Below are 13,509 nucleotides of genomic sequence, written 5' to 3'. Positions count from 1 at the left end.
AGGCGGCTGCTTTACGTATCGCGGCCCATTCATGTCGGCGTTTGAGCCTTCCTGCGCCGTCCGCCGCGCTTGCCGGCAACGTCGACAAGGCGCCGGAAGGTCGGGCATTCCATGTGCGAGGGGGCAGGGCAGTCGGCGACGTGGCGCAGCGTGTCGCGGAGCGCCGTCAACTCGCGGATCTTCCGATCGATCTCATCGGCCTTGGCGTGAATCGCCTCGCGCGGTAGGTCCGGCAACCCGTTGCTGGCGAACATCCCGCCGATCTCGTCGAGCGAGAAGCCCGCCGACTTGCCCATCGCGATCAGCTTGAGCTGCAACAGCACCTCGGGCGGAAATTGCCGGCGCAGTCCATGCCGGGAGACCGACGCGATCAGCCCTGCTTCCTCGTAGTAGCGCAGCGCCGACGGCTTGATCCCGCTTGCTGCCGCGACCTCGCCGATGTCCAGAAATTTCATGCTTGACCTCAAGTTGGCTTGAAGTGGCAGCCTGCGCGCAAATGGACATTTCGACAAGAGGGCAAGGCATGGAACAGACGGAAGCGCTTGCATCCGCGAGGACACGAATAGCAATCACGATCGCGCTGGCTCTGTCGATGGGGCTGGCATCGCTCGGCACGAGCATCGCCAATATCGCGCTCCCGGCGCTGGCCGAGGCGTTTTCGGCGCCGTTTCATGAGGTGGAGACGGTCGTCGTCGCCTATCTCGCCGCGCTGACGGTCTCGGTCCTGGTCGCCGGCCGGCTCGGCGACCGTCACGGATTGAAGCCCATGCTCGTGGCTGGCCTCGCCCTGTTCACCGTCGCCTCGCTGCTCTGCGCCGTCGCGCCGAGCCTGTGGCTGCTGATCGGAGCGCGGGCGCTGCAGGGCATCGGCGCTGCGTTCCTGATGACGCTCGCCATGGCGCTGATGCGGCAGACGGCGAGCGAGGCGCGTGTCGGTCGGGCGATGGGCCTGCTCGGGACCGTCTCGGCGCTGGGGACGGCACTCGGCCCGTCGCTGGGCGGACTGCTGATCCCAATGACGGGCTGGCGCGGCGTCTTCTGGGTGCAGGTGCCGCTGGCGGTTCTGGCCCTCGTCCTGGCGGTAGCGCTGCTGCCGGGCGCCCCTGCCGCGAGAGCGACGTCGCGTGCAAATCCGTGGTCCACGATGAACCGGGCGCTTGCGACCAATCTCGGCGTCAACCTGCTGGTCGCGGCGGTCATGATGACGACGCTCGTCGTTGGGCCGTTCTATCTCGGCATCGCCCTCGGCCTGACGGCGACGGAGGTCGGCTTCGTGATGGCGGTCGGCCCCGTGATCTCGATCGTCAGCGGCGTTCCGTCCGGCCGGCTGGTCGATGCGGGAGGCACGAGCCGCGTGCTCGCCCTCGGCCTCGTCCTGCTGGCCGTGGGCGCCTTCCTGCTGGCGTTTCTGCCGAACCTGATCGGCGTCGCCGGCTATGTGCTGGCCATCATCGTGCTCACGCCGGGCTATCAGCTGTTCCAGGCTGCCAACAATACGGCGGCGCTCACCGATATCCCGAAGGAGCGGCGCGGCACGGTTTCGGGAGCGCTGAACCTGTCGCGCAATGTCGGCCTGATTGCAGGCGCTTCGCTGATGTGCGCTGTCTTCGCCTTCGGCGTCGGGACCGGAGACATCACCAGCGCGAGCGCTTCGGCCATCGCCGCAGGGATGCGGCTGACCTTCCTGCTCGCCGGCGGCATGATGCTCTTAGCAATCGTCCTCGCGGTCGGTCGGCGCATCGAAATCGAGCGGTCATGATGATGGCATCCCGTCCGATCGGCGCCGACCGGGTCGCACCGGGTCGCACGACAAGGCGCGGCCTCGTGGTGACGAAGCGCTAACCAATAATGATTGGTCGACGGGATTGTCGGGAATTGATGGGTTCGGGCAAGGGCGCATTAACGCTTCTTCAAGTGCCGGGGACGTCTATGGTTCTGGGGTATCGGGCCTCGCGATCCGCCAGCAGCGGAGTGTTGCGCAGACCGGACGCTCTGGCCGCAGAAGCGGCGATCGGTCGACAGGTTGGCCGCTTGCTGCTATCGAGGATGCAAGATGGGGACGAGCGCAATTTCAGTCATGCGTACCAAGCGCGTCGGATCGTCTGCCCGCAAGCGGGCGGTCCAATCGGCTCTTTTGCTTTCCGCAGCGGTGCTTCTCGCGTCCTGCGCGAACAAGCCGCCGGCCCCGACCAAGCGGTCTTCGGAATATTTTCCCGAGAGCAAGTATGGCGTGAAGGCCAGCCCGCGCGTGGTCGAATATGGCCAGCCGGTTCCGCAGGGCGGCGGCCGCTACATGGTCGGCAAGTCCTATACCGTGAAGGGCCGCGTCTATACGCCGAAGGAAGACAAGCGCTACACGGCGGTCGGCTACGCCTCGTGGTACGGCATGGCCTTCCATGGCCGGTACACCGCCAATGGCGAAGTCTATGACATGGACACGCTCTCGGCTGCGCATCCGACCATGCCGCTGCCGAGCTATGCGCGCGTCACCAACGTCAAGAATGGCAGCTCGATCATCGTCCGCGTCAATGATCGCGGACCGTATGAGCGCGACCGCATCATCGACCTCTCGGCCACCGCCGCCGAACTGCTCGACGTCCGGCATCACGGCTCGGCCAAGGTGAAGGTCGAATATGTCGGCCCGGCCCGGATGGAAGGCCATGACCGACAGATGCTGCTGGCGAGCTATGTGCCGCCGCGCACGGGCGTCCCGACGCCGGCGCTCCGCCGCATGCCGGCTGCCGACACCATGATCGCGCTGCAGTCGCCGTCGGCGCGGCCGAAGCTGCAAGCGCCGACTTCGCAGCCCTCCGTCGTCCTCGCGATGGTGCCGATCCCGCGCTCGCGCCCCGGCGTCGATGGCGGTCTGGCCATCGACCCTTACAATTACGAGATCCAGGCGGCGTCGCTCGACGTCGCGCCCGCCCGCCAGGCCGCGCCTGCGGCCATTGCCGTGGCGCGCAACGATGTCGCGCCCGCCGCCATTGCCCAGCCGACGGTCGTTCAGGCCTCCGCGGCCGGCGATGCGGCTCCGGCCAATGGCTCGAACTATGGCGAGCGGCTCCTCGGCACTTACACGCTGTCCGAGCCCGTGGGCTACGCGCCGGAAGCGAACGCTGCGACCGGCGACGGGTATTCGAGCCAGACGCCGCGGTCGGCGCGTTCCTCCTATGCCGAGGACGCGCTGCTCTCGCCGGCCCAGATCGCCGCCGAGACCATGGCCGCTCCGCGCCGCGACAAGCTGCAGCTCGCGCTCAACGAGGCGATCGCCCGGCGCGCCGCCGAACGCAGCGCCGATCTCGTCGAGATTCAGGTCGGCGTCTTCGCCAGCGCCGACAATGCGGCCGCGATGGGCACGAAGCTCGCATCGCTCGGTCATGTGCGCGTGCTGCCGATTTCGATCAACGGCCGCAGCATGCAGGCCGTGCGTCTCGTCCTGCCGCCGACGACCCAGAGCGACGAGGCCCTCAAGGCCGTCGCCGATGCGGGTGCACGCGGCGCTTTCGTGATGACGCGCTGACGGGAAGCGGGCCGGTGTCCCGGCCCGCCATTGATCCGCTTGCGGGCGAACTGGTAGCTATAGTCGCTCCGCCGCCGATGCGGTGCCCGGGTCGCACAATGCCTTCGATCGGTCCTGCCTTTCGCCGCCTCGCTGTGTCTCTCGCCGTCTTGACGGCGAGCGCGCTGCCGGCGCTCGCCGCGGGCTATGACAGCAAGGCGCCTTACGCCATCCTGATCGACGAGGATTCCGGCGCGGTGCTTTATCGCAAGGGCGACGACATCCCGTTCGATCCGGCGGCCATGGTCAAGATGATGACGATGGCGGTGGTCTTCGATGCGATCGCGGCCGGCGAGATCTCGCTCGATCAGACCTTTCCGGTGAGCGAGAACGCCTGGCGGACGGGCGGGGCGCCTTCCGGCAGCGCGACGATGTTCGCGGCGTTGAAATCCTCCGTTCCCGTCTCGGACCTTCTGCGCGGCGCCATCGTCCAGGCCGGCAATGACGCCTGCCTCATCCTCGCCGAGGGCATTGCCGGCTCCGAAGCGGCTTTCGTACGGCGGATGAACGACAAGGCGAGCGCGCTGCGTCTGGCGGGCAGCACCTTCGCCAATGTGACCGGCCTCGGCGATCCGGCACAGAAGGCGACGGCGCGGGATCTCGCGACGATCGCCGACTATCTGATCACCCACCATCCCGAACTCTACAAGATCTACGCCGAACCGGATTTCACCTGGAACAAGATCTATCAGCGCAACCGCAATCCACTGCTCGGGGCAGGGCTCGGCGTCGATGGCCTCTCGACGGGCTCGACGCCGGAAGCGGGCTTCGGCATGACGCTATCCGCGGTCCAGGACGGCCATCGAACGACGCTGGTGGTGGCGGGCCTGCCGAGTGAGAAGGACCGGACGGATGAGGCGAAGCGGCTGCTCGGCTACGCCGGCAGCGGCTTCGAGCGCGTGCGCTTCTTCGCCGCCGGCGATCCGGTCGCGAACGCCCGCGTCTTCGGCGGCATCAAGGGCACCGTGCCGCTCGCCACGCATGAGCCGTTTGATGTGCTGATCGAAAAGGGCGTGCGCGCGCCCATTCGGGCCCGCGCGATCTATACGGGGCCGCTGGTCGCGCCCGTGAAAAAGGATCAGCAGGTCGGCGTGATCCGCGTCTGGACCGACGACGACAAGGTGTTCGAAAAGCCGGTGTTCACGACCGAAGCGGTCGGCGTCGGCAGCATGAGCCAGCGGGCCATCGATGCGGTGGGCCAGTTGCTCATCGGCTGGCTGTGAGGCACCGGTTGTGAAGGCACAGTTCGTGACATTCGAAGGCGGCGAGGGCGCCGGCAAGTCGACGCAGATCCGCCGGCTCGCCGAGGCGCTGCGCAAGCGCGGCGCGAACGTGGTGGTGACGCGCGAGCCGGGCGGGACGGAGACGGCCGAGCGCATCCGCGATTTTCTCCTCTCGGGCAAGGCGATCGGCCTCGGCGTCGAGGGCGAGAGCATCCTCTTCGCGGCGGCGCGGGCGGATCATGTCGATCGCGTTATCCGCCCGGCGCTGGAGCGCGGGGAGTGGGTGCTGTCGGATCGCTTCTTCGATTCAACCCGCGCCTATCAGGGCAGCGATGGCGTCGACGAGAAGCTGCTTGCGGCGCTTGAGCATCTGGCCGTGGGCGCGGTTCGCCCGAACCTCACGATCATCCTGGACCTGCCGGTCGAGATCGGGCTCGGGCGCGCCACGCGGCGGCGCGGGGAGGGGGATGTCGCCGACCGGTTTGAGCGCGAGACGCTCGACCGTCACGAAAAGCGGCGTCAGGCCTTCCTCGAGATCGCGCGTCGCGATCCCGGCCGCTGCGTCGTGATCGACGCCTCCCGGCCGGAGGACGACGTCGCGGCCGACATCTGGAAGGCGGTCGAGGTTCGGCTGCTGCCAACGGCGGAGACGGTCTGATGGCGGAAGCACCCGAAGCTCTCGCGCCGGACGCGATCGACGGCTGGGCGCTGCCGGAGGCGCAGAACGACTGGTATGGCGGCAGCGATGTTGAACGCCTGCTCGTCGAGGCCTATCGCGGCGGCCGCATGCACCATGCCTGGCTGATCGGCGGGCCCAAGGGCATAGGCAAGGCGACGCTCGCCTATCGCTTCGCCCGCTTCGCGCTGACGCATCCCGATCCCGCGCGCGCACCCGATGCCGCGACGCTGGCGGTGTCGCCGGAGACGGCCGTAGCGCGGAAGATCGCCGCCGGCTCGCATCCCAACATCCTCACGCTGTCGCGTCCCTATGACGAGAAGAACAAGCGCTTCCTCGCTTCGCTCTCGATCGACGAGGTGCGGCGTACGATCCCCTTCTTCGGTTCGACGGCGGGCGAGGCCGGCTGGCGTATCGCCATCGTCGATTCGGCCGATGACATGAATGTCAACGCTGCCAATGCGTTGCTGAAGATTCTTGAAGAACCGCCGAAGCGCTCGCTGTTCCTCGTCCTCTCCCATTCTCCGGGGCGATTGCTGCCCACCATCCGCTCGCGCTGCCGCCGGCTCGACCTCGCGCCACTTTCGGTGGACGCGATCGAGACGGCATTGACTGAACATGCGGATGCCTCGGCCGAGCTGCGCCGTTTCGCGGCGGAAGCGGGGCGGGGAAGCCTCCGCCGTGCGATCCGCTTCCTGGACGAGGACATGGCCGCCATAGGCCGCGCCTTTTCGAGCGCGATCGCCAGCGTGCCGACGCTCAATGCCGCGGCCGCGCATGCGCTCGGCGACCTCGTGGGCCAGCGCGGCGCCGACGAGGCGTTCGAGGGTTTCCAGGACCTGGTTTTCGACTGGCTGGCGCGGCGGGCGAGGGGAGAGGCCGAGCCGCCGGAACTCGGGATTCTGCCCCCCGCGGCGGCGGCCGTCCCGCTTGCGAGCTGGGCGGAGGTGTGGGAAAAGGTCCGCGTCGCTTCGGCCGAGGTCGAAGCGCTCAACCTCGACCGCAAACAATTCGTGCTATCGACACTGACCATGCTCGCCCGCGCAACCCGAATGTGACGTCTCGAGAGGGATCGGCTCTGCCGGTCCGGCTTCGGCATGGTGCGGACTTCAAGAAAGACGAGCGGCCTATGACGGCACGGAAATTCTACATCACGACGGCGATCGCCTATCCGAACGGCGAACCCCATATCGGCCACGCCTATGAGGTGCTGGCGACCGACGCGCTCGCGCGCTTCAAGCGCCTCGACGGCTATGACGTCCATTTCCTCACGGGAACGGACGAGCACGGCATCAAGATGGTGCAGACGGCGGCGCGCGCCGGGATCACGGCGCGCGAGCTCGCGGATCGGAACGTCCCACGCTTCCAGGCGATGGCCGGGCTGCTCGATTGCTCCAACGACGACTTCATCCGCACCAGCGAGCCACGCCATTATCGCGCCTCCCAGGCGATCTGGGAGCGCATGCTGGCGGCCGGCGATATCTACAAGGGCAGCTATGCCGGCTGGTATTCGGTTCGCGACGAGGCCTATTACGCGGAGAGCGAGACCGAGCTGCGCGCCGATGGCGTGCGCTATGGCGCGCAGGGCACCCCGGTCGAATGGGTGGAGGAGGAGAGCTATTTCTTCCGCCTCTCCGCCTATCAGGACCGCCTGCTCGCTCACTACGAGGCGCATCCCGAGTTCATCGGTCCGGACGAGCGCCGCAATGAGGTGGTGAGCTTCGTCAAGGGCGGCCTCAAGGATCTCTCGATCTCGCGCACGACCTTCGACTGGGGCATTCCGGTGCCCGGCGACCCCAAGCACGTCATGTATGTCTGGGTCGACGCGCTGACCAACTACATCACGGGCGTCGGCTATCCGGATGTCGAAAGCGAGAGCTTCCGTCGCTATTGGCCTGCGGATCTGCATGTGATCGGCAAGGACATCGTCCGCTTCCACGCGGTCTATTGGCCGGCCTTCCTGTTCTCCGCGGGGCTCGAGCCGCCGAAGCGCGTTTTCGCCCACGGATTTCTGTTCAACCGCGGCGAGAAGATGTCGAAATCGGTCGGCAACGTCGTCGATCCGTTCTCGATCGTCGAGGCCTATGGCGTCGATCCGGTGCGCTTCTTCTTCCTGCGCGAGGTGCCGTTCGGTCAGGACGGCAATTACAGCCACGAGGCGATCGTCAACCGCATCAATGCCGATCTCGCCAACGATCTCGGCAATCTGGCGCAGCGCTCGCTGTCGATGATCGGGAAGAACCTCGACGGGATCCTGCCGGAGCCGGGCGCGCTCTCGGCCGACGACGAGGCGATCCTCGCTGCCGCCGACGGGCTGCTGCCGCTCTGCCGGCAGGCCTTCGACGCGCAGCAGATCCACCTCGCGCTCAATGCCGTCTGGAACCTCGTTGCGGAGGCGAACCGCTACTTCGCGAAGGAGGAGCCCTGGCGCCTGCGCAAGACCGATCCGGTCCGCATGGCGACGGTGCTCTACGTGACGGCGGAACTGATCCGGCAGGTGGCGATCCTGTCGCAGCCGGCCATGCCCGGCTCCGCGGCGAAGCTGCTCGACCTGCTCGCCGTTCCGGCCGATCGGCGTGCCTTCGACGCGCTCGGTCCATCCGGCCGGCTCGTCGGCGGTACGGTGCTGCCGACGCCGACCGGCGTCTTCCCGCGCTATCAGGAACCGGAAGCCGCGACCAGCTGAGGCCGCGTCTACCGCGCTCCGAAACGCTCGTTGAGGCGTTCGACGGTCGCGACTGTTTCCGATTCGGGCGTCCGGCGCAGGGCAAATTCCTGGCCGGCGCTCGCGATGTCGCGGCAGGCGAGATCATGGGTGCGGCACCACTCGACCTTCTCGATCAGGTCGGAAAGATCGGCCGCCACCGGCACGTAATGCGTCCAGGCGACGAGATCGTCGTAATACCACTGCCGGAAGCCGCTTGGTGACGCGACCTTGAGCACGCAGCAGCCGAGCAGCATGCGCGTATAGAAATTGGCCCAGCTGTTGGTCGGCCCGTCGATATCGAGCGCGAATTTGACGTCGATCCAGCGCGACGGAGCGATCGGCGCGCCGAGAAGCCCGTGCGCTTCCACCGCCGCCGTCGCCTGCTGTTCCGCCTTGTCGCGCGCCGAGGCCAAGAGCTTCACATCGACATCGGCGAGGCCCCGCAGCGCCAGGCAGAGCCGCACGCGCTGCTTCAGAGCGGGATCATCGACGTCCATGGCATGCGTGATCGTCAGCCCCTCGCCGGAGATCGAGCCGCGCCAGAGCAGCGTGTCCCGGCGCTGATGCCAGCGCGCCGGCTGGCTGTCCGCCAGCTCTCGGAAGGGTTGGTAGAAGTGCTCGGTCATGAAAGCGGGATCGGGGACGAGGAAGGCCAGCGGTTCATCGGAGCAGAAGGCGAGCTCGTCGGGCAGGTTGCCGCCGCCGTCGGAAATATTGCCGCTGACGGGCGTCAACTCGCGGGAGGCGCGGGACAGGATGCGGACGAGCGTCGGCAGCCGACGCCACGTCATGTAGTAGAGTTCCCAATCCGAGGCCAGCCGATCGCGATCCAGCACGATCAGGAGCCGGTCGCCGTCGCGGGCGAAATCGACCTGATGGCGATGACGGCTGCGCTGTCCGCCATGCTCGAAAACGAGCGAAGGCGTCGACGTCGCCATGGTCGGCAGCGCGGTTCCGAGCCGCCGCAGCATGATGGCTTCCGAGATACGCTTCGGCACCAGCTTGAACAGGGATTTTTCGATGGAGTGCAAGGCCGTTCCGAGTCGCGCGCAGCAAGGCCGCTGAAGTTTACGGTGCGGCGCTCCGACCTGTCCAGAAAGGTCGACAGGAGGAGCGGAAGCGGCTACTCACTGGCGCTGAAGCGTGCCGCAGAATTGATAAGGCGGCCGTATTAGCTCCTTGTCCTGCGATGCTTGTAGACAGCCACTGTCATCTCGATTTTGCCGATTTCGACGTCGATCGCGAAGCGCTGCTCGAGCGCGCGCGGCTGGCAGGCGTCGGCCTGATGGTCACCATCTCGACGCGCCTTGCCACGTTTCCGCGTGTCCTGGCGATCGCGGAGTCGCACGCCAGCATCTATTGCTCGGTCGGCGTCCATCCCAACAGCGCCCATGAAGAGCCGGACGTGACGAGCGAGCAGCTCGTCGAACTCGCGTGCCACCCCAAGGTGGTCGCGATCGGCGAGGCCGGGCTCGACTATTTTTACGGCGCCGAGCACAAGGCCGTGCAGGCGATCGGCCTCCGCCAGCATATCGCAGCGGCCCGGATCACCGGTCTTCCGCTCGTCATCCACGCTCGCAATGCCGATGACGACATGATCGCCCTCCTTGAGGACGAGATGGGGCAGGGGGCCTTCCCGGCCATCCTGCACTGCTTCTCATCCGGTCCGGAGCTTGCCCGCGCCGGCGCGGCGCTCGGCTGCTACGTCTCGTTCTCCGGAATCCTGACCTTCCGCAATGCCGAGCAGATCCGCGAGATCGCCAAGGCGGTGCCGGCAGATCGCCTTCTGGTCGAGACCGACGCGCCCTATCTCGCGCCGATCCCGCATCGCGGCGGGCGCAACGAGCCGGCCTTCGTGGCGGACACGGCCCGCGTGCTCGGCGAAGTGACGGGCCTCGGCGAGCGAATCGGCGAGGTCACCACGGCGAACTTCCGCCGCCTCTTTACCAAGGTGCCTGCCGCGGCCTTTGCGGGCGAGGGGGCTCTCCATGGCTGACGGGCAGGGCAGGGATGGCGCGGCGGAGCGGCTGCGCATCACGATCCTCGGCTGCGGCGCCTCCCCGGGCGTCCCGCGCATCGGCAATGACTGGGGCGCCTGTGACCCTTCCGAGCCGAAGAACCGCCGCACCCGCTCGTCGATCCTGATCGACGGTTTCCGCAACGATGCGCCCTACCCGACGCGGATCCTGGTCGACACCGGGCCGGACCTCCGCAACCAGTTGCTCGACGCCCGCGTCGACCGGGTGGATGCCGTGCTCTACACGCACGCCCATGCCGATCACACGCATGGGATCGATGATCTCCGCGCCTTCTGGCTCGAGAGCCGCCGCCTCGTGCCGGTCTATTCCGACGACTTCACGCAGGAGCGGCTGGAAGAAGCGTTCGCCTATTGCTTCCGCACGCCGCCGGGCGGCAATTATCCGCCGATCGTCGGCCGGCAGCGGATCGAGGCGGGGCAGGGCTTCTCGATCGGCGGTCCGGGCGGGCGGATCGATATCCTGCCGTTCCGCCAGATCCATGGCGATATCGACAGCCTCGGCTTCCGCATCGGCGACTTCGCCTATTCGAGCGATGTCAGCGACATCCCGCCGGAATCGCTGGCCGCGGTGAGCGGGCTCGATCTGTGGATCGTCGACGCGCTCCGCTACCGGCCGCATCCAAGCCATTTCAGCCTCGACGAAACCCTCGCCTGGAGGGAACGTCTCGCGCCGCGCCGTACCGTGCTCACCCATATGCATGGCGACCTCGACTATCGCACCCTTGTCGAGCGGCTCGGCGCCGATGTGGCTCCGGCCTATGACGGCATGACGATCGACGTGACGCTCTGAGCGATCACGAAGCATGAATTTCGTCAATTTGACGCGATTGTTACCTTGGCATCGTCGTTCGCGCCGTGCCACTCTCGCGCCTCCAGTCGCGCGGCACCCGCGCCGCGGACCAGCAAAGGAGGACGCCACCCGATGAAGATCCGCAATGCCGCCTGGTCGATTTTCGGCATCGTTGCGGTTGTCGTGTCGGGGTTCATCCTCTACCGCGAATTCAGACGCATTTCCTTCGCGGAAGTGGCTGACAGCCTCGCGGCGATCAGCCTGCACAACTGGATCCTGTCGATCGTGGCGACGCTGTGCGCCTATGGCGCGCTGGCTTGGTACGACCGAATCGCCCTCGCCCATATCGGCGGCAAGAAGATCTCCTGGCTGTTCATTTCGGTCTGCTCGTTCACGACCTATGCGCTTTCGCACAATATCGGCGCCTCGGTCCTGTCGGGCGCCGTCGTGCGCTACCGCGCCTATACGACGAAGGGCCTGACGCCTCAGCAGATCGGGCTGCTGATCGTCTTCTGCTCGTTCACCTTCGCGCTCGGCACGGTGCTGACATCGGCCGTCGTCATGGTGGTGGGCCCCCGTATCATCTCGCGCCTGATCGACATGCCGGCGTGGCTGAGCGTCGCCATCGGGCTCGTGTTGCTGGGGCTGGTCGCCCTCTATGTCCTCGGCTCCTGGCGCCACTTTCCGCCGTTCCATTGGCGCAAGTTCCACGTCCAGTACCCCCGGCTGCCGATCGTCGCCCGTCAGTTGCTCGCTGGCCCGCTGGAGCTGTGCAGCGCCGCCGCGATCATCTATTTCGCGCTGCCGGTCGAGCATAATCCCGGCTACCTGATCGTTCTCGGCGTCTTCCTGGCGTCCTTCACGCTGGCGCTGCTGTCGCATGCGCCGGGCGGGCTCGGCGTGCTCGAGGTGACGTTCCTGGCCGCCATGCCCGAGCTCAACCCGAACGACGTCCTCGCGGCGCTGATCGTATTCCGTCTGCTCTACCTGCTCGTGCCCTTCGCCATCTCGCTGGTCATCGTGCTGCTGTTCGAGCGCACGCAACTGGCGCGCAAGGATATCTGAAGCACAGGACGCGCAATATTCGGCCACAAACTGCGCCGAATTGCCTTAGTCACGTCGAAGTTGAGCCGGATTGGCGCGTCATCTTGGTATCCGACGCAACGAATCCGAGGACCGGACAATGGCTGGCGCCCTGATCGCAGAACGTCTTGTCGATGAGCCCACCGAAGGGGCAGGGGGCCCTGCCCGCTACGCCCTTTATGCTGCTGCGGCGGCCGCTGCGCTCGTGGGTGCCTGGCTGATCGCCGGGCCTGCCTTGACGAGCGCCCCGGCGACCAATGTGTCGGCGCCCATGACCGCCCGCACGGCCCCCATGCCTGTGGCCGACAACGTCCGGCAGATCGACATGTCGCAGAGGTCGACGCCCGAGGCGCCGGTCGCGCCGGCTGCCGCACCGGCCAGCGCGCCGCGCAGCGAAGCCGCGCTCGACACGTCCGAGCAGCCTATTCCGCCGAAGCCGCAGCCGCGTCCGGTCCGTCCGAGTGTCGCCGCGCAGAGTGCGCCGGTCCAGCCTCGGCCCGTCGTCCGCGCCGCCGAGCCGGCGGTTCGCGCCGCGGAGCCGGCCATCGTACAGACCGGCGCACCGCCGGCCGATCTCGGCGTCCTGCGCGAACCGGCAGCGCCGTCCTATGTCGTTCCGGCTGCAAACCCGGTGCCGGCCGCGCCGGCGATCCAGAGCGCCGCGCCGAACGGTCCGGTGCCGCCGATGCCGGTCGACGACGTCGCCAACGTGCAGGCACCGCCGGCCAACGAGCCGGTGCATCACCAGGGCCTTCTTGGTGCGACGGAGCGCGCTGCCGGCACGGTGTGGAACTGGACGACGGGAGCCGTTGGCAACACCGTCCGTACGGTCCAGCAGGGTTTCTGAACCGCGAGGCCAGCCGGCCTCGCACCCATGCGATTAGGTTCCATAATCTATCTTATGCGAATCACGGATATGCTGATGTGGGACGCTGTCACTGTCGGCGTCCGGTCAACGTGGCGGGCCGCCTCTCCCCGGCCCGGTTATGTCGACGACCGATGAAGTGGTCGATGCCGCAGTCATCGTTGAATACAGATGCGATTGCTGGCCTCCGGTCACCGCCATCACGATCTGACATCGCGCGTTCCATCGCCGGCATGGCCTGACGCCAGCCGCGCGTCTCATCCCGGTCTGACGCCTCGCCGTCGATTCCACTCGGGTCGACGATCGCGGCACATCTCGACCGGCTGCCCGGTGGATCGCCTTTGGCGGTCATGCGTCGTGGTCTCGGCTGAACGCTTGGTCTGCCGAATGAAGCCCAGACGTCGCGCGGCGTATCGCTGCTGTCGGCCGGGACTTGGGGCGCGACTCTGGTCGGCGGGCGCATCCGGCTCGCGGCTCGGCCGCAACAGGCGGCGAGGGCCGGGCGGTGTCCAGGTCGCTCCGGGAGCAGGGTGGGGCGAGCGCCCTGCCCTCGTCCGGTGTGCTTATC

General features: G+C 67.3%; 13 protein-coding genes. 10 read left to right on the top strand and 3 right to left on the bottom strand.

Annotated features, from left to right (window positions below; genetic code table 11):
* Positions 1-29: 29 nt before the first annotated feature.
* Positions 30-455, bottom strand: coding sequence for a helix-turn-helix domain-containing protein (locus GGR25_RS03035; protein WP_183397229.1), 426 nt, complete (start codon positions 453-455; stop codon positions 30-32).
* Positions 456-523: 68 nt separating this feature from the next.
* Between GGR25_RS03035 and GGR25_RS03030 the strand changes: the two genes are divergently transcribed.
* The 6 genes from GGR25_RS03030 (at position 524) to metG (ending at position 8,144) form a co-directional block, all read left to right on the top strand.
* Positions 524-1,759, top strand: coding sequence for an MFS transporter (locus tag GGR25_RS03030; protein ID WP_183397228.1), 1,236 nt, complete (start codon positions 524-526; stop codon positions 1,757-1,759).
* A gap of 471 nt (positions 1,760-2,230) precedes the next feature.
* Positions 2,231-3,520 (top strand): septal ring lytic transglycosylase RlpA family protein, encoded by a 1,290-nt coding sequence (locus tag GGR25_RS25090; RefSeq protein ID WP_425486123.1) that lies wholly within the window; start codon positions 2,231-2,233, stop codon positions 3,518-3,520.
* 98 nt (positions 3,521-3,618) lie between these two features.
* On the top strand, positions 3,619-4,782 hold the full coding sequence (locus GGR25_RS03020) for a D-alanyl-D-alanine carboxypeptidase family protein (RefSeq protein WP_183397226.1): 1,164 nt from the start codon (positions 3,619-3,621) through the stop codon (positions 4,780-4,782).
* Entirely contained in the window at positions 4,748-5,440 is a 693-nt protein-coding gene (gene tmk, locus GGR25_RS03015) for a dTMP kinase (RefSeq protein ID WP_183397225.1), read from the top strand. The genes GGR25_RS03020 and tmk overlap by 35 nt, the downstream gene beginning before the upstream one ends.
* Positions 5,440-6,516, top strand: coding sequence for a DNA polymerase III subunit delta' (locus GGR25_RS24655; RefSeq protein ID WP_246409169.1), 1,077 nt, complete (start codon positions 5,440-5,442; stop codon positions 6,514-6,516). The genes tmk and GGR25_RS24655 overlap by 1 nt, the downstream gene beginning before the upstream one ends.
* Before the next feature lie 20 nt (positions 6,517-6,536).
* Complete coding sequence (gene metG / locus GGR25_RS03010) at positions 6,537-8,144, top strand: methionine--tRNA ligase (protein ID WP_380147064.1); 1,608 nt, start codon at positions 6,537-6,539, stop codon at positions 8,142-8,144.
* Between the two features lie 8 nt (positions 8,145-8,152).
* Here metG and GGR25_RS03005 read toward each other — a convergent pair whose 3' ends face one another.
* Positions 8,153-9,196 carry a glycosyl transferase family 90 gene (locus GGR25_RS03005; protein WP_183397224.1) on the bottom strand — a complete coding sequence of 348 codons (1,044 nt, stop codon included), beginning with the start codon at positions 9,194-9,196 and terminating at the stop codon, positions 8,153-8,155.
* 158 nt (positions 9,197-9,354) lie between these two features.
* Here GGR25_RS03005 and GGR25_RS03000 point away from each other — a divergent pair, with 158 nt between their 5' ends.
* From GGR25_RS03000 to GGR25_RS02985, 4 genes are all read left to right on the top strand, one after another.
* Complete coding sequence (locus tag GGR25_RS03000; protein ID WP_183397223.1) at positions 9,355-10,161, top strand: TatD family hydrolase; 807 nt, start codon at positions 9,355-9,357, stop codon at positions 10,159-10,161.
* Positions 10,154-10,993 carry an MBL fold metallo-hydrolase gene (locus GGR25_RS02995; protein ID WP_183397222.1) on the top strand — a complete coding sequence of 280 codons (840 nt, stop codon included), beginning with the start codon at positions 10,154-10,156 and terminating at the stop codon, positions 10,991-10,993. Before GGR25_RS03000 ends, GGR25_RS02995 begins: the two co-directional genes overlap by 8 nt.
* A gap of 132 nt (positions 10,994-11,125) precedes the next feature.
* On the top strand, positions 11,126-12,058 hold the full coding sequence (locus tag GGR25_RS02990; RefSeq protein ID WP_183397221.1) for a lysylphosphatidylglycerol synthase transmembrane domain-containing protein: 933 nt from the start codon (positions 11,126-11,128) through the stop codon (positions 12,056-12,058).
* Positions 12,059-12,176: 118 nt separating this feature from the next.
* Positions 12,177-12,923, top strand: a complete 747-nt coding sequence (locus GGR25_RS02985) for a hypothetical protein (protein ID WP_183397220.1) — start codon at positions 12,177-12,179, stop codon at positions 12,921-12,923.
* A gap of 88 nt (positions 12,924-13,011) precedes the next feature.
* Here GGR25_RS02985 and GGR25_RS24550 read toward each other — a convergent pair whose 3' ends face one another.
* A complete protein-coding gene (locus GGR25_RS24550) occupies positions 13,012-13,293 on the bottom strand; it encodes a hypothetical protein (RefSeq protein WP_210299784.1) in 282 nt (93 codons plus the stop codon).
* Between the last annotated feature and the right edge of the window lie 216 nt (positions 13,294-13,509).

The sequence above is a fragment of the Kaistia hirudinis genome, assembly GCF_014196455.1.
GTDB classification, from domain to species: Bacteria; Pseudomonadota; Alphaproteobacteria; order Rhizobiales; family Kaistiaceae; genus Kaistia; species Kaistia hirudinis.
This window is presented reverse-complemented; position numbering and strand designations above follow the sequence as displayed.

Coding starts and splice junctions, on each gene's coding strand:
- GGR25_RS03000 (WP_183397223.1), top strand. CDS start 9,355: ATGCTTGTAGACAGCCACTGTCATCTCGATTTTGCCGATTTCGACGTC.
- GGR25_RS02985 (WP_183397220.1), top strand. CDS start 12,177: ATGGCTGGCGCCCTGATCGCAGAACGTCTTGTCGATGAGCCCACCGAA.
- GGR25_RS03030 (WP_183397228.1), top strand. CDS start 524: ATGGAACAGACGGAAGCGCTTGCATCCGCGAGGACACGAATAGCAATC.
- GGR25_RS02990 (WP_183397221.1), top strand. CDS start 11,126: ATGAAGATCCGCAATGCCGCCTGGTCGATTTTCGGCATCGTTGCGGTT.
- GGR25_RS24655 (WP_246409169.1), top strand. CDS start 5,440: ATGGCGGAAGCACCCGAAGCTCTCGCGCCGGACGCGATCGACGGCTGG.
- GGR25_RS03020 (WP_183397226.1), top strand. CDS start 3,619: ATGCCTTCGATCGGTCCTGCCTTTCGCCGCCTCGCTGTGTCTCTCGCC.
- tmk (WP_183397225.1), top strand. CDS start 4,748: ATGCGGTGGGCCAGTTGCTCATCGGCTGGCTGTGAGGCACCGGTTGTG.
- GGR25_RS03035 (WP_183397229.1), bottom strand. CDS start 455: ATGAAATTTCTGGACATCGGCGAGGTCGCGGCAGCAAGCGGGATCAAG.
- GGR25_RS02995 (WP_183397222.1), top strand. CDS start 10,154: ATGGCTGACGGGCAGGGCAGGGATGGCGCGGCGGAGCGGCTGCGCATC.
- GGR25_RS24550 (WP_210299784.1), bottom strand. CDS start 13,293: ATGACCGCCAAAGGCGATCCACCGGGCAGCCGGTCGAGATGTGCCGCG.